The organism is Pseudomonas stagnisoli, from assembly GCF_048595745.1.
GTDB lineage: Bacteria > Pseudomonadota > Gammaproteobacteria > Pseudomonadales > Pseudomonadaceae > Aquipseudomonas > Aquipseudomonas alcaligenes_A.
Window position 1 is genome coordinate 2,335,671 of record NZ_CP184361.1, and the last position, 18,939, is coordinate 2,354,609.

Genomic DNA, 18,939 nt, shown 5'->3' on the forward strand with positions numbered 1-18,939 from the left:
TTTTTGTTTTCAGCCCACCAAGGATGAGAGCTCGGCCAGCACCTGTGGATGGCGGACGATGCCCTGGTGATCGGTATCCACCAGGCGATGGCTGGCTGCACGGCCTTGCACCTGCTCCAGGCCACGCTCCAGCAGCGCCGCGCGCCCGGCCGGCTGCGCCGCCCACCAGCAGTGCGGACGTACCTTCACCGAGGGCAGTGCGTAGCCGGCACACAAGCGGCGCATATGCTGTTCCAGCGCCCAGGCGAACAGCAGCTCCTCCAGGCTCTGGCGGGTCATGCCGTCCAGCGCCTGGCCGGCGAACCAGGCGTTGGCAACCTGCGGCCAGTCCAGCGGCTCCAGCAGTAGCAACCGTTCGAACAGGCCATCCCAGGCCTTGGCGGGAAGCTCCGGCGCCAACAGCTGCAGATGCTCGACCAGCTTGGCTCGCGCCTGCGGATGGCGGGCGTCGTCGCCAGCGATCTCGGTGCCCGGCACATAGCAGTCGAGCAGGCCGAGGAAGGCCACCTCTGCGCCCCGAGCCTCCAGCCGCGCCGCCAGCTCCAGGGCCAGGCTGCCGCCCAGCGACCAGCCGACCAAGTGATACGGACCCTGCGGCTGCTGCTGGAGCAGCGCGGCCAAGTAGGCATCGGCCATCTCGGCCAGCGAAGCATCGCGCCAGCTCGGGTCGAGGAAGCTGCGGCACTGCAGGCCGAAGACCTCGCGCACGCCGTCCAGACGTGCCGCCAGCGGCTGGTAGCCCGTGACCCGTCCGGTGACCGGGTGCGGGCAGAACAGCGGGGCTTTGTCAGCCTGCTGACGGGTCAGGCGCAGCAAGGGCGACGGGCCCTGCACGAACTGGCCGCGCGCCAGCTCCAGCAGGCCAAGCAGCTCCCGGCGATAGTCCGCAGCCAGGGATTCGATGGTCTCGCCGCGATACTGATTGGTCGCGTACTCCCAGGACAGCTGCAACTGGCCGTCGAACACCTGGCCATTGACCGCCAGACGCGCCGCCAGTGGGTTGTCCACCGCCACCGCCGCACCACCGCCGCTGGCCGGGCGAAACCAGTCCGCCGCCGCGCCGGCCTGATACTGGCCGAGGTAGTTGAAGATCACTTCGGCGCTCGGCAGCTCGGCAAGTGAAGCCTGCGCCTGCGTATCGCCCAACCAACGCAGCACGCCATAGCCCTGGCCGCCATGCTCGACCTGCTGCAGATGCTGCTGCACGCGCTGCAGTTGCAGCTGTGGATCGTCCAGGTGCGGCAGCTGCAGCGGATACAGGCTGGTGAACCAGCCGACCGTTCGCGTCAGATCATGGTCGCCGGCCAGCGCATCGCGGCCGTGGCCTTCGAGGTTGACCCGCAAGCCGGAGTGGCCGCTCCAACGGCACAGGGCGCGTGTCAGCGCGGTAAGCAACAACGCATCGATACGCACGCCCAGCTGCGCCGGAGCCTGCAGCAGGCGCTTGGTCTCGCCTGCGTCCAGGGCCAAGCGCACTTCGCGCTTGTCACCATGGCTGGCGCTGATGCCGTCGAGCTCGCGTGGCAGGGCAAGCGCCGGGCCGCTCAGGCGGCTGCACCAGGCGTCCAGCTCGACCTGCGCCGCCGCGCCGCGCGCCCACTGCTGCAGGGATTCGCTCCAGCCTTTGTAGGACAGGCTCTTGCCCGGCAGGCGCACGGTCTGCCCCGCTTCCAGCTGGCGATAGGCCGCCAACAGGTCTTCCAGCAGGATGCGCCAGGAGACGCCATCCACCACCAGGTGATGGACGGCGAGTAACAAACGGTTCGCCTTACCCGCCTGGCGCAGGTGCAAGCCGCGTAGCAGTGGCCCTCGGGCCAGGTCCAGGCTGCGCTGCGCCTCGTTGCACAGCGCTTCGGCCTGCGCGTCGTCAGCCGCCTCGCGCTGCCAGAGCAGCGGCTGATCGGCTTGTATCTCGCCGTAGTGCTGGGTCCAGCGACCGTCGCGCTGCTCGAAACGCAGGCGCAGGCCATCGTGATGCGCCACCAGCGCCTGCAGAGCCTGTTCCAGCAGCTCTGGATCAAGCGGACGCAGCAGCTCCAGATTCAGCGCCTGGTTCCAGTGCGCCGGCTCCGCCTGATTCATGTCGAAGAAATGCGCCTGGATCGGCGCCAGCGGCAGTTCGCCGGTGACCGGCGCCTGCGCGATTTCCTCACCGGCAGCGCGGGCGGCCTGGGCCAGCTCGGTCAGGCGGGGGAACTGGAACAGCTCGCGCGGCGACAGCTGCAGCCCCTGTTGGCGCACGCGGCTGACCACCTGCAGGGCGACGATGGAGTCGCCGCCCAGCTCGAAGAAGTGATCCTGGCGCCCTACCCGCTCCACACCCAGTACGTCGGCCCAGATGGCGGCGAGGATGCGCTCGTTATCGGTTTGCGGGGCCTCGTAGTCCTGGCTCTGCCAGGTCGGTTCCGGCAGCGCGGCGCGATCCAGCTTGCCGGCCGGGGTCAGCGGCAGCTTGTCCAGGGCAATGATCTGCGCGGGGACCATATAGTCCGGCAGGACTTTGGCCAGCTCGCCGCGTAGAGCATTGGTATCAGTGTTGTCGCGAGCGACGACATAGCCCACCAGCTGCTTGCCGGTCGGCGTCTCACGGGCGATCACCGCCGCTTCCTGTACGCCTTCGACGGCCAACAGCTGGCTCTCGATCTCGCCCAGTTCGATACGGAAGCCGCGAATCTTCACCTGATGGTCGACGCGGCCCAGGTAATCCAGGGTGCCGTCTTCGCGCCAGCGCACCAGGTCGCCGGTGCGGTACATGCGCTCGCCAGCGGCGCCGAACGGATCAGGCAGGAAGCGTTCGGCGGTCAGTTCCGGACGCTGGAAGTAGCCACGAGCCAGGCCGACTTCGCCGCCGATATACAGCTCACCGGCCACGCCGATGGGCAGCAGATTCAGCTCGGCATCCAGCACATACAGGCTGCGCGGACCGACCGGATTGCCGATGGGCGCGTAGGCCGCCTCGAAACTGTCGCCCGGATAGGCTTCCCAGATCAGTGGAGTGACCACCGTCTCGGTCGGGCCGTAGCCGTTGATGACCCGTTGCGGCTGCAGCACCTTCTGCAGGCGCTCGTAGGTTTCTCGGGTAAAAGCTTCGCCACCCAGGGTCCAGGAACGTACAGGCAGCTTCAGGTTCTGACTTTCCACCCAATCCAGCAGTTGTTGGGCATAGCTCGGCGGCAGGCAGGAAATGGTCACGCACTCGTCGGCGATCACCTGGCAGGTCTTCTCCGCGCTCCACAGTTCCTGGTCGCGAATCACCAGGCGGCTGCCGAAGGCCAGCGGAACGGTCCAGCGCTCCAGGGCGCCGTCGAAGCTGATCGAGGCGAAGTGCAGCTCGACATCATCCGGTGTCATGCCGTAGCGCTTACCGATGGTCTGCACATGCATGGTCAGACCGAGGTGGTTCACCGCCACGCCCTTGGGCTGGCCGGTGGAGCCGGAGGTGTAGATCAGGTAGGCCAGATTCAGCGGGTGCAGCTGTACCTCAGGCGCTGAGGAATCAAACGCGGACAGATCCAGCTGATCCAGATACAGCGGTTCAACCGCAGAGGACAGCGGCAGACGCTCGGCCAGATTAGAACTGGTGATCAGCCACTTCAGCCCCGAATCATCGACCATGTAGCTCAGGCGCTCACGCGGATAGTCCGGATCGAGCGGCACAAAGGCGCCGCCGGCCTTCAGCACCGCCAGCATCGCCACGATCATCGCATTGCCGCGCTCAAGGGATACGCCGACACGCGACTCCGGCTGCACGCCGTGGGAAACCAGCAGATTGGCCAGGAGATTGGCACGCGCCTCCAACTCGGAGAACGAAATACGTTCGGCACCATGCACCAAGGCGATAGCCTCGGGACGCAGGCGGGCCTGTTCGGCGATCAGCGCGGGCAGCAGGCGGGCGGCATCGAAGGACTGGCGCGGAGTGTTCCACTCGGCCAGGCGTGCCTGATCGCCGGCATCCAGCAGTGGCAGGCTCACCAGCGGCTGATCCGGCGTAGTGCTGACCTGCTCCAGCAGGCCCAGCAGATGGTTGGTCATCTGCTGCATTTGCGCATCGTCCAGCCGCTCGCGGGCCCAGGTTAGGGTCAGGCGCAGCTGGCCGGCGCTGTCTTCCAGGCTGTCCAGGGCCAGGTCGAACAGGGCATGCGGTACGCCCTGCGCCAGCGGCTCCAGGCGCAGGCCGGGCAGTTGCAGGGCGCCAAGGTCGCGCTTCTGGTGGTTGAACAACACCTGGAACAGCGGCGTCTGGCCCAGACTGCGTTCCGGCGCCAGGGCCTCCACCAGTTGGTCGAACGGCAGGTCCTGCTGGTCCTGGGCGTCCAACGCGTGACGGCGCACCTCGGCCAGCAGCTGACGGAAACTCATGCCGGCATCGAACTCGGCGCGCAGCACCTGGGTATTGACGAAGAAGCCCACCAGCGGCGCGGTCTCGGCGCGCTGGCGATTGGCTACCGGCACGCCGACGCGGATATCACGCTGGTTGCTGTAGCGCGCCAAGAGCAGCTGGAAGGCGGCCAGCAGCAGCATGAACAGGGTAGCGCCCTCGCCCTGGGCCAGCTGGCGCAGGCGTTCGGCCAATGCCTGCGGCACAGCGATGGCCTGGCGCGCGGCATGGCGCTGGCCGGAGGCATCCAGCTTGTAGGGCAAGGCCAGCACCGGCTGCTCGCTACCCAGGCGCTCGCGCCAGTAGCCGAGCTGGCGCTCGCGCTCGCCGGCCTCCAGCCAGGCGCGCTGCCACTGGGCGTAATCGGCGTACTGGATCGGCAGCTCGGCCAGTTGCGGCGCCTGCCCCTGGCGCAGCGCGGCATAGGCGCGGCCCAGTTCCTCGGCGAACACGCCGATCGACCAGCCGTCGGAGACGATGTGGTGGCAGACGATCTGCAAGCGCCAGCGCTGCTCGTCCAGACGCAGCAACTGCACGCGCAGCAGCGGCCCTTCGATCAAGTCGAAGGCCCGCGCCGCATGGGCATCGGCCAGGGTCTGCACGGTCTCGGTCTCGCCGCGCAGGTCGCGCTCCTCCAGGGCCAGCGGGCCTGGCGGGTCAATGCGCTGGCATAGCTGGCCGTCGTGTTCGTAGAAACGGGTGCGCAGCGCCTCGTGGCGCTCGACAATCAGCTCCAGAGCCGCCATCAGCGCGGCACGATCCAGCTCACCCTCCAGGGCGAAGGCGCCGACCATGTGGCAGGCGCTGCTGTCTGGCTCCAGCTGCGCCACCAGCCACAGGCGCTGCTGGGCATGCGAGGCTGACAGATGCTCGCCACGAGGCGCCGGCACCAGCGGCAGACGGTCGAAGCGGATGCCCTTGCTGGCCAGCAGTTCGAGGAAACGCTTCTGTTCTGCTGGCCCTAAGGCGAGGAAACGCCGCGCCAGGGCGGCCTTGTCGATGGGCGCGGTCACAGGGCCTCCAGTTCGTCGAGCAGCGCGGCCATGTCGCGCAGGTCTTGGTCTTCTTCCTCGGCAGCGGCCGGAGCCTGACCATCGAGGTTGGCGGCCAGGGCCGCCAGGTTCTCCGCCTCGAAGAAGGCGCGCAGCGGCAGTTCCAGCCCCAGGCGCTGGCGCAGCAGGGCCACGGCCTGAGTAGCCAGCAGTGAATGCCCGCCGAGTTCGAAGAAGTTGTCGTCGAGGCCGACCTGGGCCACCTCCAGCACCTCCTGCCAGATAGCCGCCAGGGCGATCTCCCGTTCGCTCTGTGGCGCCCGGTAAACCCGTGCCTGCCAAACCGGCTCGGGCAGCGCACGGCGCTCCAGCTTGCCGTTGGGCGACAGCGGCATGCGCTCCAGGCGCATCAGGATCGAGGGCACCATGTGCTCGGGCAGCTCGACCTTCAGCGCGGCCTTGATCCCGGCCAGCCAGGCGGACTCATCCGCCGGCAGCGGATCGGCCACCACATAGCCGACCAGCTGCTTGCCGATCTGGCTGTCGCGGGCTACCACCACGGCCTCGGCGACGCCCGGCTGGGCACCGAGCTGGGCTTCGATCTCGCCCAGTTCGACGCGGAAGCCGCGGATCTTCACCTGATGGTCGATGCGCCCCAGATAGTCGATGGCGCCGTCGGCACGCCAGCGCACCAGGTCGCCGGTGCGGTACATGCGTCCGCCCTCGCTGCTGAACGGATCGGGCAGGAAGCGCTCGGCGGTCAGTTCCGGACGGCGGTGGTAGCCGCGCGCCAGGCCGATGCCGGCGATGTACAGCTCGCCGGGCACACCCTGCGGCACCGGGTTGAGCTGGGCATCAAGGATATGCAGGCGCAGGTTGGCGATCGGCCGGCCGATTGGCACGGCGTGGCGCCCTTCCTCTACGCAGGTCCAGTGGCTGACGTCGATGGCCGCCTCGGTCGGACCGTACAGGTTGTACAGGCCCGCCTGTGGCAGGCGCTGGAAAGTGCGCACCTGCAGCTCCGCCGGCAGCGCCTCGCCGCTGCAGATGACGCGGGTCAGGCTCTGGCACTGCTCGACATCCGGGTGCAGGAGGAAGGCCTGCAGCATGGAGGGTACGAAGTGCAGCGTACTGACCTTGTGGCGCTGGATAAGCTCCACCAGCTTCTGCGGATCACGGTGGTCGCCCGGCGCGGCAATGGCCAGGCAGGCGCCGGTGACCAGCGGCCAGAAGAACTCCCATACCGAGACGTCGAAGCTGAACGGAGTTTTCTGCAGCACCACGTCGCCAGCGCCCAGCTGATAGGCCTCCTGCATCCACAGAATGCGGTTGGCCAGGGCCTCGTGGCTGTTGCCGGCGCCCTTGGGCTTGCCGGTGGAGCCGGAGGTGTAGATGACGTAGGCCAGATCGTTGCCCTGCAGGCTGACTGCCGGTGGCGTAACCGGCTCGGCACTGCAGTCTTCGCGATCCAGGCCCAGGGCCTTGAGCCCGGCCGGCAGCGGCAGGCGCTCGACCAGCGCGCTGTGCGACAACAGCAGGTCGACGCCGGAATCCTCCAGCAGATAGGCCAGGCGTTCCAGCGGGTATTCCGGGTCGAGCGGCACGTAAGCACCGCCGGCGCGGACGATGGCATGCAGGCCGATCACCAGCTCCAACGAGCGCTCCAGGCTGATACCGACCAGACTGCCGCGCTGCACGCCAAGGCTGCGCAGACGGTTGGCCAGCTGGTTGATACGTTGCTCCAGCTCGACGTAGCTCAGCGTTTGTTCGCCGAACACCAGGGCCGGTGCCTGCGGCGTGCGCGCGGCCTGCTGGCTGATGCGCTCACTGAGATTGACCTGCGGCCCGTAGTCCTTGGCCGTGTCGTTCCAGGTGGCGAGCTGCGCCTGCTCGTCTTCCTCCAGCAACGGCAGCAGGCCGATGGGCTGACTCGGGTCGGCGCAGATGCCTTCCAGCAGCCGAACAAAATGCCGTGCCAGGCGGGCGACGGTGCGCGCCTCGAACAGCTCGGCGGCGTAGCTGACGAAACCGCTGAGGCTGCCATCGGCCGCCTCCTCGGTATCCAGCGCCAGGTCGAACTGCGCGCCGGCGGCGCCCGGGTCATGCGGTTGCACGCGCAGGCCCGGCAGGCTGCCGAGGGCGCTGAAGTCCACCTGCTGATGGTTGAATGCCACTTGGAACAGCGGGTGATGACTCAGGCTGCGGGTCGGTTGCAGGGCCTCCACCAACTGGTCGAAGGGCAATTCCTGGTTGGCCAGGGCATCACGGCTGGCCTGGGCCAGTTCGCCGAGCAGCTCGCGGAAGGGTTTAAGCCCCGCCGGCTCGCCGCGCAGCACCAGAGTGTTGATGAAGCAACCGAGCACGCCGTCCATTTCCGCCAGGCTACGCCCGGCCACCGGTACGCCGACGCGGATATCTTCCTGGCCGCTGTAGCGGTGCAGCAAGGTCTGCCAGGCCGCCAGCAACAGGCTGAACAGTGTGCTGCCCTCACGCTGGGCCAAAGCGCGCAGTTGCGCGGTGAGCAACGGCGACAGCTCGAAGCGCCAACGCATACCCTGGCGCGCCCCCTGAGCCGGGCGTGGATGGTCGGTGGGCAACTCTAGCAGCGGCTGGTGTTCACCCAGGCGCGCCTTCCAGTAATCCAGTTGGCGCGTGGCTTCGTTGGATTTCAGCCAGTCGCGCTGCCACTGGGCATAGTCGGCGTACTGCAGCGGCAGCGGCGCGAACTGCGCGGTACGACCCTCGGCGAACGCCGCGTAGGCGGCGGCGAACTCGCCGATGAAACGCTGCATCGACCAGCCATCGGAGACGATGTGGTGCTGGACCAGCAGCAGGCGGTACTCCTGATCGGCCAGGCGCAGCACGCTCACCCGCAGTAGCGGCTCGGAAGCCAGGTTGAACGGGCGCGTGAGCAGCTTCTGCGCATAATCGCGCGCCTCGATTTCACGCTCACTGGCCGGCAGTTCACGCAGGTCGAACCAGTCGATGCGCTGGCCCTGCGGCGCCAGAATGCGCTGGCGCGCCTCGCCACCCACCTCGACAAAGCGCGTACGCAGCGCCTCGTGGCGCGCTTCCAACTGGTCGAAAGCGGCCTGCAGCGCCTGGCGGTCCAGACGCCCCTGCAGGTCGAGGCCTGCCGGCATGTGGTAGGCGCCGTTGCTCGGGTCCAGACGGTTGAGGAACCACAGGCGCTGCTGGGCATGCGAGAGCGGCAGGTCGCCGCCCCGCGGCAGCGCGCGCAGCACCGGTGCATCGACGGCTTCGCGTTGCAGGGCAGCCGCACAGTCGGCCAGGCGGCTCTGCTCGAACAAGGCCTTGAGCGGCAACTGCAGGCCCTGATGGCGGATGCGGCTGACCACCTTGAGCGCGACGATGGAGTCGCCGCCCAGCTCGAAGAAATGGTCCTGGCGCCCTACCCGCTCCGCACCCAGCACCTCGGCCCAGATGGCGGCAAGGATGCGTTCGTTGTCGGTCTGCGGGGCTTCGTAGCTCTGGCTTTGCCAGGTCGGTTCCGGCAGCGCGGCGCGATCCAGCTTGCCGGCCGGGGTCAGCGGCAGTTTTTCCAGGGCGATGATCTGCGCGGGGACCATATAGTCCGGCAGGATCTTGGCCAGCTTGCTGCGCAGAGCGTTGGCGTCGGTGTTATCACGAGCCACCACGTAACCAACCAACTGTTTCCCGGTCGGCGTCTCGCGGGCGATGACTGCCGCTTCCTGCACGCCATCCAGTGCCAGCAACTGGCTCTCGATCTCGCCCAGCTCGATGCGGAAGCCACGGATCTTCACCTGGTGATCGACGCGACCCAGGTAATCCAGGGTGCCGTCTTCGCGCCAGCGCACTAGGTCGCCGGTGCGGTACATGCGCTCCCCTGCCTTGCCGAACGGGTCGGGCAGGAAGCGCTCGGCAGTCAGCTCGGGGCGCTGGAAGTAGCCACGGGCCAGACCGACTTCGCCGCCGATATACAGCTCGCCGGCCACGCCGATGGGCAGCAGGTTCAGCTCGGCATCCAGCACATACAGGCAGCGCGGGCCGACCGGGTTACCGATGGGGGCATAGGCTGCCTCGAAACTGTCGCCCGGATAGGCTTCCCAGATCAGCGGGGTCACCACCGTCTCGGTCGGGCCATAGCCGTTGATGATCCGTTGCGGCTGCAGCACCTTCTGCAGGCGCTCGTAGGTTTCGCGAGTAAAGGCCTCACCGCCCAGGGTCCAGGAGCGGACTGGCAGTTTCAGGCCTTGCGATTCCACCCAGTCCAGCAGCTGCTGGGCATAGCTCGGCGGCAGGCAGGAAATGGTCACGCCTTCGGCGGCGATCACCTGGCAGGTCTTCTCCGCGCTCCACAGTTCCTGGTCGCGAATCACCAGGCGGCTGCCGAAGGCCAGCGGCACCGTCCAGCGCTCCAGGGCGCCGTCGAAGCTGATCGAGGCGAAGTGCAGCTCCACATCGTCCGGGGTCATGCCGTAGCGCTGGCCGATGGTCTGCACATGCATGCTCAGGCCGAGGTGGTTCACCGCCACGCCTTTCGGCTGGCCAGTGGAGCCGGAGGTGTAGATCAGGTAGGCCAGATTCAGCGGATGGAGCTGTACCGCAGGCGCTGACGAATCAAACGCGGACAGATCCAGCTGATCCAGATACAGCGGTTCAACCGAAGAGGACAGCGGCAGGCGCTCGGTCAGATCGGACGCAGTAATCAGCCACTGCAGGCCCGAATCCTCGACCATGTAGCTCAGGCGCTCACGCGGATAGTCCGGATCGAGCGGCACAAAGGCGCCGCCGGCTTTAAGTACCGCCAGCATCGCCACGATCATCGCGTTGCCCCGCTCCAGCGAGACACCGACACGGGACTCCGGCTGTACGCCGTGGGAAACCAAAAGATTGGCCAGTTGGTTGGCGCGAGACTCCAGCTCGGCGAAGGCAATCCGCTCACCGCCATGCACCAGGGCGATGGCCTCAGGACGCAGACGCGCCTGTTCGGCGATCAGCTCGGGCAGCAGGCGAGCGGCATCGAAGACCTGGCGCGGAGTGTTCCACTCGGCCAGACGTGCCTGCTCATCGACGGAACTCAGCTGCAGGCTGCCCAGCGTCCGCGCCGGATCGCCACACACCTGATCCAGCGCCTGGCGCAGCAGTGCTTCGACCTGGGCGATGCCGTCGGCGTCGAAGTGCGCGCGGTCGTAGGCCAGCAGCAGCTCCAGGCGGCTGCCCGGCAGCACGGCCAGGGTCATCGGGTAATGGGTGAACTCGTGGCTCTGCGGCAGGCCCAAGCGCAGCTCGCCACGCTCGGCCTGCTTGAGCGCCTCGCCCAGCGGGTAGTTCTCGAATACCAACAGGCTGTCGAACAGCGCCTCGCCGGCGCTGCCGACCCAGCGCTGGATATCGTGCAGCGGGCTGTGCTCGTGCTCGCGCAGCTGCAGGTTCTGCACCTGCAGCGCGGCCAGCCAGTCGCCCAGCGGCTGCTCGGCCGGCAGCTGCACGGCAACGGGAAGGCTGTTGATAAACAGGCCAAGCATCTGCTCGCTGCCGGCCAGCTCGGTCGGGCGACCGGCCACGGTGGCGCCGAAGCACAGGCTGCGCTTGCCGGTCAGGCGCGCCAGCAGCAAGGCCCAGGCGGCCTGTACCAGGGTGTTGAGGGTCAGGCCGTGACGTTGGGCGAAGCTGCGAATCCGTTGTTCGGTGGCGCTATCGAGTGGCAGCGGATGACGAGCATGGCCCTGCCCCGGTGTGCGGCACGGCAGGCAGCCGGCGATGCGGGTGGCGCCGTCCAGCGGCGCCAGCTGTTCACGCCAGAAGGCCTGCTCGGTCGCCGCATCCTGGCCACCGAGCCAGTGGATATAGTCACCGAACTGGCCGCCCGGCGCCGGCAGGCGGTCGCCGTGGTAGAGGGCCAGCACTTCGGCGAACAGCAGGCCGTTGCTCCAGCCGTCCAGCAGCAGGTGGTGCAGGGTCCAGACCAGCACGAAGTCGCCGGCGCCGCGCTGGATCAGCGCCAGGCGCAGTAGCGGCGCCTGGTCGAGGGCAAAGCCGCGCTCACGCTCGGCGCTGCAGAAGGCCTGCAGCTGCGCCTCGAAATCGGCAACGCCGCGCCAGTCGAGATCCTGCCAGTCCAGCTCGACCTCGGCCTGCACCAGTTGCAGCGGGCGCTCGCCCAACAGGAAGCGGCTGCGCAGCACGCCGTGGCGCGCCAGCACCTGGCGCCAGGCATTCTGCAGACGCTGCGGATCGAGGCCGGTGAACGGCAGCAGCAGCTGGCTGACATAGCTGCCGGCACCTTCCAGCTGGCTGTGGAACAGCAGGCCCTGCTGCAGCGGTGACAGCGGGTGGATGTCTTCCACGCCGGCCAGTGCATCCAGTTCGACCTGACTCAGACCGGCCAGCGGCACATCGCTGGGCGTCAGCCGTGGCGAGACCTTGGCACAGTGCTGGGCGATGCTGTGCAACTCATCCTGCAGGCGTGCGACCAGGCCCTCCAGGGTGGTGCGCGCCAGCTGCGCAGGGTTGAAGTCGATGTGCAGCTGCAGGGCACCGCCACGCTGCTCGGCGTTGATGACCAATGGAGCATCCATGGGCGCATCGGCTTCGCGCCACAGGCCGCCTTCGCGCAGACGCAAGCCGCCCTCGCCCTCGTCGAACTGGCCCAGGTAGTTGAACAGCAGTTGCGGGGCGCGCTCGGTCAACTGGCCTTGCTGGGCCAGTTGACCAAAGCCCAGGCCCAGATCGGGCACGGCGCGCAGCTGCTCCTTGATCGCCTTGAGGCTGGCAGACAGCTCGGTCTCGGGCTGCAGGCGCACGGGGTAGAGGCTGGTGAACCAGCCGACGCTTCGCGACAGGTCGACATCCTCGAACAGCGGCGCGCGGCCATGGCTCTCCAGGTGCAGGGTCAGCGCCGGCTGCTCGCTCCAGCTGCACAGCGCGCGGCTCAGGGCGGTCAGCAGCAGTTCGTCGGCACGCAGGCGATAGGCCCGCTGGCCGGCCTGCAGCAGCTCGCGGGTGAAGGCGGCGTCCAGGCTCAGCTCGATGCGCTCGCAAGTGCCTTCGCTGCCGGATTCCTGGCTCAGCAACGGCAGCTCGCCACCAGCGTCCTGCTGGGCCTGCCAGTACGGCAGCTGGGCCTCGGCTTTCCAGTCCGCCAGGCGCTCGCCCCAGGTCTTGAAGGCGCTGGTCTTGGCCGGCAGCTGCACCGCCAGGCCACTGGCCAGTTGCAGGCAGGCGCGCTGCAGGTCTTCCAGCAGCACGCGCCAGGACACGCCATCGACCACCAGGTGGTGGATGGACAGCAGCAGGCGATCGGCCTGTCCTGGCTGGGTCAGATACAGACCACGCAGGTGTGAACCGCTGGCCGGATCAATGCTGCGCTGCGCGGCGTCATAGTGCGGCTGCGGGTCCTCGCCGGCGGCCAGCTCGACCCGTTGCAGCAGAGGACCCGCCACTTCGGCGGCATGTACTTGCTGCCACTGGCCATCGAGCCGCTCAAAGCGCAGGCGCAAGGCGTCGTGGTGCTGAACCAGGGCTTGCAGCGCCTGTTCCAGCTGGGCAGCCGACAGCGGCTCGGCCAGCTCCAGCAGCAGGTACTGGTTGCACGGCGCCAGGCCTTCACGTGCCAACAGGCGGGCCTGGATTGGCAGCAGCGGCGCTGTGCCAGTTACCGGTCCCTGATCGGCCAGCGGTGCGCTGACGCTGCGGGCAACACCAGCCAGCTGCGCCAGGGTCTGCTGCTGGAACAGGTCCTTGGGCGTCAGGCCCAAGCCCTTTTGGCGAGCACGACTGACCACCTGCAAGGCGACGATGGAGTCGCCGCCCAGCTCGAAGAAGTGATCCTGGCGCCCTACCCGCTCCACACCCAGTACGTCGGCCCAGATGGCGGCGAGGATGCGCTCATTGTCGGTTTGCGGGGCCTCGTAGTCCTGGCTCTGCCAGGTCGGTTCCGGCAGCGCGGCGCGATCCAGCTTGCCGGCCGGGGTCAGCGGCAGTTTTTCCAGGGCGATGATCTGCGCGGGGACCATATAGTCCGGCAGGATCTTGGCCAGCTCGGCGCGTAGAGCATTGGTATCAGTGTTGTCGCGAGCGACGACATAGCCCACCAGTTGCTTGCCAGTTGGCGTCTCGCGGGCGATCACCGCCGCTTCCTGCACGCCTTCGAGGGCCAACAGCTGGCTCTCGATCTCGCCCAGCTCTATACGGAAGCCACGGATCTTCACCTGATGGTCGACGCGACCCAGGTAATCCAGGGTGCCATCCGCACGCCAGCGCACCAAGTCGCCGGTGCGGTACATGCGCTCACCAGCGGCGCCGAACGGATCAGGCAGGAAGCGCTCGGCGGTCAACTCGGGACGCTGGAAGTAGCCACGAGCCAGGCCCACTTCGCCGCCGATATACAGCTCACCGGCCACGCCGATGGGCAGCAGGTTCAGCTCGGCATCCAGCACATACAGGCTGCGCGGGCCGACCGGGTTTCCGATAGGCGCATAGGCCGCCTCGAAGGAGTCGCCGGGGAAGGCTTCCCAGATCAGTGGGGTCACCACCGTCTCGGTCGGGCCATAGCCGTTGATGATGCGCTGCGGCTGCAGCACTTTCTGCAGGCGCTCGTAGGTTTCGCGGGTAAAGGCCTCGCCACCTAGGGTCCAGGAGCGCACCGGTAGTTGCAGGCCTTGCGACTCAACCCAATCCAGCAGCTGCTGGGCATAGCTCGGCGGCAGGCAGGAAATGGTCACGCCTTCGTCGGCAATCACCTGGCAGGTCCTCTCCGCGCTCCACAGTTCCTGGTCACGAATCACCAGGCGGCTGCCGAAGGCCAGCGGAACGGTCCAGCGCTCCAGGGCACCGTCGAAGCTGATCGAGGCGAAATGCAGCTCCACATCGTCCGGGGTCATGCCGTAGCGCTGGCCGATGGTCTGCACATGCATGGTCAGACCGAGGTGGTTCACCGCCACGCCCTTGGGCTGGCCGGTGGAGCCGGAGGTGTAGATCAGGTAGGCCAGATTTAGCGGATGCAGGTCGACGCTTGGTGCAGACGACTCAAATGCCAGCAGGTCGAGTTGATCCAGATACAGCGGTTCCACGGCCGAAGACAGCGGCAGACGCTTGGCCAGATCAGAACTGGTGATCAGCCACTTCAGCCCCGAATCCTCGACCATGTAGCTGAGGCGCTCACGCGGATAGTCCGGATCGAGCGGCACAAAGGCGCCGCCGGCCTTCAGCACCGCCAGCATGGCCACGATCATCGCATTGCCGCGCTCAAGGGATACGCCGACACGCGACTCCGGCTGTACGCCGTGGGAAACCAAAAGATTGGCCAGTTGGTTGGAGCGAGACTCCAGCTCGGCAAAGGCAATCCGCTCGGCGCCATGCACCAGGGCAATGGCCTCAGGACGCAGACGCGCCTGCTCGGCGATCAGCGCGGGCAGCAGGCGCGCAGCATCGAAGGTCTGGCGCGGCTTGTTCCACTCGGCCAGCAAGCGGCGCTCACCACTGCTAACCAGCCCAAGCTCGCCCAGCGCGGCCTGCGGCGAGGTGGCGAAGCCGTCGAGCACCTCAAGGAAGCCGCTGATCAGACGCTCGATGCTGCTTTCGGCGAACAGGTCGGCGGCGTAGGCGAAGTTGATCGACAACTGGTCGCCCTTGTCGCGCACCGCATCCAGGGCCAGGTCAAAGGGAATCTGGCTGGACGGCACCTCGTCCAGCGCGGTTTCGATGCCCGGCAGCCAGTTGGCTGCCAGCGGATGCTGGCGTCGGTAGTTGAACGCGACCTGGAACAGCGGCTGCTGGCCCAGGCTACGGCTGGGCGCGAGCTCTTCCACCAGGCGCTCGAAGGGCATTTCCTGATTGGCCTGGGCCACTTTCAGGCCGGCACGGGTTTGCGTCAGCCACTCAGCCACCGACAGTTCAGGGCGCGGTTCGGCCTTGAGTACCAGGGTGTTGACGAAGAAACCCACCAGGCGCTCGAAACCCTTGACACGGCCGGCCACCGGCACGCCGATGCGCACTTCGCGCTGGCCGGACAGGCGCGCCAGCTGCAGCTGCAGGGCCGCCAGCAGAACGGTGAACAGCGTCGCGCCATTGGCCTTGGCCAGGTCGCTGAGACGCGCCACCAGAGCCGGTTCGACCTGCAGCGTGCGATAGGCGGCGCGGCGCGCGGCCTGGGCGTCGTGGGGGAAGTCCGGAGCCAGGCTGAGCGGCGGCTGCTCGCTGCCCAGGCGCTCGCGCCAAAAGGTCATCTGACGGGTGCCCGCCTCGCTATCCAGCCACTCGCGCTGGCCCACGGCGTACTCGCTGTATTGCACCGGTTGTGGCGTCATGAACGGCTGACGCTTCTGCAGGCGGGCACGATAGAACTCGGCCATTTCCTCGACCATCACCCGTACCGACCAGGCGTCGGAGATGATGTGGTGCATACCCACCGCCAGGGCATGCCTGTTCTCGCCGAGGCGATACAGGGCGCAGCGCACCAGCGGGCCACGGGTCAGGTCGTAGTCGGCCTCGATGAAACCACGCGCCATCGCCTCAAGGTGCTCGTCGCCGCATTCCAGGTCGATGATCTGCAGCGGCATCGAGCCGGGCGGCAGCACGGCTTGCTGAGCCAGGCCATCCTGCTCGCGGAACAGGGTGCGCAGTGCCGCATGGCGGGCGTAGACCTGATCCAGTCCATGACGCAGGCTGTCCAGGTCCAGGGCCCCCTCGAAGCGCAGCAGGCCGCCAATGTTGTAGGCGGTGCTGCCGCTTTCCAGGCGGCTGAAGAACCACAGCCGCTGCTGGGCGAAGGACAGCGGAGTCCATTGCAGGGCAATGTTGGTCGTGACAGGTGCGTTCATGGCAGAACCTCGCAAAGAGTGGCCTAGGCGCCCAGGGGCAAGCCGGCCGCCTCGTGCCGCAGCAGGCGCGAGGCATGGAATTCGATCAGGGACAACAGTTCTTCTTCCTGGGGGCGCAGGTAGGCGTGATCGCCATCCAACCACTCCAGGGTGAAGGTGCCGCGGGTCTCGCGGCGCCAGGCGCGCAGGTCGTCTTCGCTCAGGCTGTCACGCCGCGCGCCGAGCACATGCAGGGCGCAGGGCAAGGGCGCACGGCGCTGGTAGCGGTAGCTCTCGGCCAAGGCAAAGTCGCTGCGCAACACCGGCAGCAGCTCGCGGCGGAACAGCGGGTCGGCCAGCAGTTCGCGCGGCAGACGAGCAAAGCCATCGAGGCTGGCGAACAGCTCACCGTCGCTGCGCGCAGTCAGACGCGGCGCCTGGAGGCGTCGCGAGGGCGCGCGCGAGGCCGAGGCGAACAGCGCCAGCGGTGCTTCATGCCCCTCGCCGATGAGTGCCTGGGCCAGCTCGAAGGCGAGCATGGCGCCCAGGCTGTGCCCCCACAGCAGGTAGAGCCCCTGGCACTCGCGGCGCCAGGCCTGCTTCAGGTCAGCCAGCAGCGCCGGCAACTCCTGGCACAGGGGCTCGCCCTCGCGAGCACCGCGACCCGGCAACTCCAGCGGGCAGACTTCCAGCCAACGCGGCAGGCGCTTGCGCCAGCGTGCATAGGGCATGGCGCTGGCGCCGGCATGAGCCAGGCAGAACAGCTGCATCAGGCGTCCATGGCCTCGCGCAGGCTGCGCGGACGCATATCGGTCCAGACACTGGATATGTGCGCCAGGCAGGTCGCCTTGTCGCCGCGCACGCCGTCTTCCTTCCAACCGGCCGGCACGGCCTTGTAGGCCGGCCAGATGGCGTACTGCTGCTCGTCATTGACCACGACCAGGAAGGTGGTTTGCGGGTTGTCCAGGCTCATGGGGTATCCCTCGTTAGAAATGGCACGCTTTAAAGACGCACGAAGATGCGAATAATTTTCACTTAATTCGATTTCGCGAACATGACAGCACCAGGCCCCTGCATCGGGACCTGGCACAGCGGGGAATCAGGCCGGGAGGGTGCCGCCGATCTCACGCACCGCGTCCTGGGTGGCGCGGTCGCGGGCTTCGCCGGTGAGTTCGCTGAGGCGACCGCCATCCATCTTCAGCAGGCGGTCGGCCTGGTCGAAATAGTGGTCGTCATGGGTGATGGCCAGTACGGTCTTGCCGGCGGCCTTTAGCTGCGGCAACAGCTCGCGGTAGAACAGGCGACGGAACAACGGGTCCTGGTCCGCGGCCCATTCGTCGAGGATCAGGATGTCGCGCCCTTCCAGCATCGCCAGCATCAGCGCCAGGCGCTTGCGCTGGCCCTGGGAGAAGCGCGTGTCGGCCAGCCGACCGTTGGCGAAGCGCACCTTGTGACGCAGACGCAGGCGCTCCAGCCATTGCCCCACCAGCGACTCCTCGACCTCGGTACCGGCCGGGTCGAGCAGACGCGCAAACAGATGGAAGTCGGTGTAGACGCTGGCGAACAGCTGTCGATACGCCTGCCACTCATGGGGCTGCAGCACGCGTCCATCCAGGCGAATTTCACCGGCAGCCGGGCGATGCAGGCCGGTGAGCAAGCGCGCCAGAGTCGACTTGCCGCTACCGTTGCCGCCCACCAGGAACACCAGTTCACCACGACGCAGCTCCAGGTTGACGGGGCCGACATCGAAGCCGGCCTCGTCAACCTCGCCTGGGTAGCGGTATTCGACACCGACCAGTTGCAGGCTCTGCCACTCGCCGAGGCTTTCGACCACCGCGATTTCGGCGGTTTCCGGCGCCAGCTCCAGGGTTTCCAGCTTGTCCAGCGAGATGCGCGCGGCCAGCAGGCTGGGCAGCGCCGCCACGGCGGCAACCATGGGCGCACGCAGGAACAACACGGTCAGGGCAAAGGTCGCGGCGACCTCAGCCGGAGCCCAGCCCAGGCCGCTGGCGCAGAAGAACACCAGGCCGATGCTACCCAGCACCATGGCGTTGGCCCAGTTGCCGGCCAGGCCGTTGAAGATGTCGGCACGGGTGACGTTATCACGGTAGGCACGGGCGTCACGGTCGAACTCCTCGTCGTAGAGCAGGCGCGCACGGTCGCGGTTGAGCGCCAGCTCTTTGCGTCCGTCGATGATCGCCTGGTAGTCCTGGTAGAGATGATCCTCGGCTTCGCGCAACAGGCGAATGTGATGATTGACCTTGCCGACGAAAAACCAGCCCACCAACAGGGTCAGACCCAGCCAGCCGACGGTGACGCCGAACAGCGCCGGCGATAGCCAGGCCAGGTAGGCAAAGGCAGCGATGCTGAGAATCAGCCCGTAGGTCAGTTCCGGCAGGTAGACGAAAGCGATGGTGATGTTGCGAATGTCGCTGGACAGGCTGGCAAGGATGCGCGCGCCGCCAATTTGCTCCAGGCGTTCGATATCGGTGTCCAGCACACGCCTTACCAGGCTGCGCCGCAGCCGATAGACGAAGCGGTGACCGAGGGTGTGCAGGGCCACCTGCCCTGCCCCGGAACACAGCAGCAGTGCCGCCAGCAGACCGAGGAAGCTCAGCAGCGTGGTCGCCAGCGCGCCGTCGATGCGGATCAGTTTCAGGTTGATGAAGGCGATCACGCCGACGCTGAGCATGGCACTGCACAGGCTGAGCAGGACGATGCCGGAGAGCGGCAGACGGTTGTCGCGGAACAGCAGCTTGAGCAGTTTCATAGCAGGTCCAGAACG

Annotated in this window: 5 protein-coding genes; all 5 read right to left on the reverse strand. The window is 67.3% G+C overall.

What is annotated here, in order from left to right; all coding sequences use genetic code 11:
* Positions 1 to 9: 9 nt before the first annotated feature.
* Positions 10 to 5,391, reverse strand: coding sequence for an amino acid adenylation domain-containing protein (locus ACOAPY_RS11255; protein ID WP_465153325.1), 5,382 nt, complete (start codon positions 5,389 to 5,391; stop codon positions 10 to 12).
* Positions 5,388 to 16,175 (reverse strand): amino acid adenylation domain-containing protein, encoded by a 10,788-nt coding sequence (locus ACOAPY_RS11260; RefSeq protein ID WP_465153326.1) that lies wholly within the window; start codon positions 16,173 to 16,175, stop codon positions 5,388 to 5,390. Before ACOAPY_RS11260 ends, ACOAPY_RS11255 begins: the two co-directional genes overlap by 4 nt.
* 23 nt (positions 16,176 to 16,198) lie before the next feature.
* Positions 16,199 to 16,924 carry a thioesterase II family protein gene (locus ACOAPY_RS11265; RefSeq protein WP_465153327.1) on the reverse strand — a complete coding sequence of 242 codons (726 nt, stop codon included), beginning with the start codon at positions 16,922 to 16,924 and terminating at the stop codon, positions 16,199 to 16,201.
* Positions 16,924 to 17,127: an MbtH family protein gene (locus ACOAPY_RS11270; protein WP_076426670.1), complete on the reverse strand. Its 204-nt coding sequence runs from the start codon at positions 17,125 to 17,127 to the stop codon at positions 16,924 to 16,926. Before ACOAPY_RS11270 ends, ACOAPY_RS11265 begins: the two co-directional genes overlap by 1 nt.
* Positions 17,128 to 17,253: 126 nt before the next feature.
* Positions 17,254 to 18,924 (reverse strand): multidrug ABC transporter permease/ATP-binding protein, encoded by a 1,671-nt coding sequence (locus tag ACOAPY_RS11275; protein ID WP_465153328.1) that lies wholly within the window; start codon positions 18,922 to 18,924, stop codon positions 17,254 to 17,256.
* Between the last annotated feature and the right edge of the window lie 15 nt (positions 18,925 to 18,939).

What these genes read in the sequence shown, in the direction of transcription:
- ACOAPY_RS11260 (WP_465153326.1), bottom strand. Translation starts at nt 16,175, where the DNA reads ATGAACGCACCTGTCACGACCAACATTGCCCTGCAATGGACTCCGCTG.
- ACOAPY_RS11265 (WP_465153327.1), bottom strand. Translation starts at nt 16,924, where the DNA reads ATGCAGCTGTTCTGCCTGGCTCATGCCGGCGCCAGCGCCATGCCCTAT.
- ACOAPY_RS11270 (WP_076426670.1), bottom strand. Translation starts at nt 17,127, where the DNA reads ATGAGCCTGGACAACCCGCAAACCACCTTCCTGGTCGTGGTCAATGAC.
- ACOAPY_RS11275 (WP_465153328.1), bottom strand. Translation starts at nt 18,924, where the DNA reads ATGAAACTGCTCAAGCTGCTGTTCCGCGACAACCGTCTGCCGCTCTCC.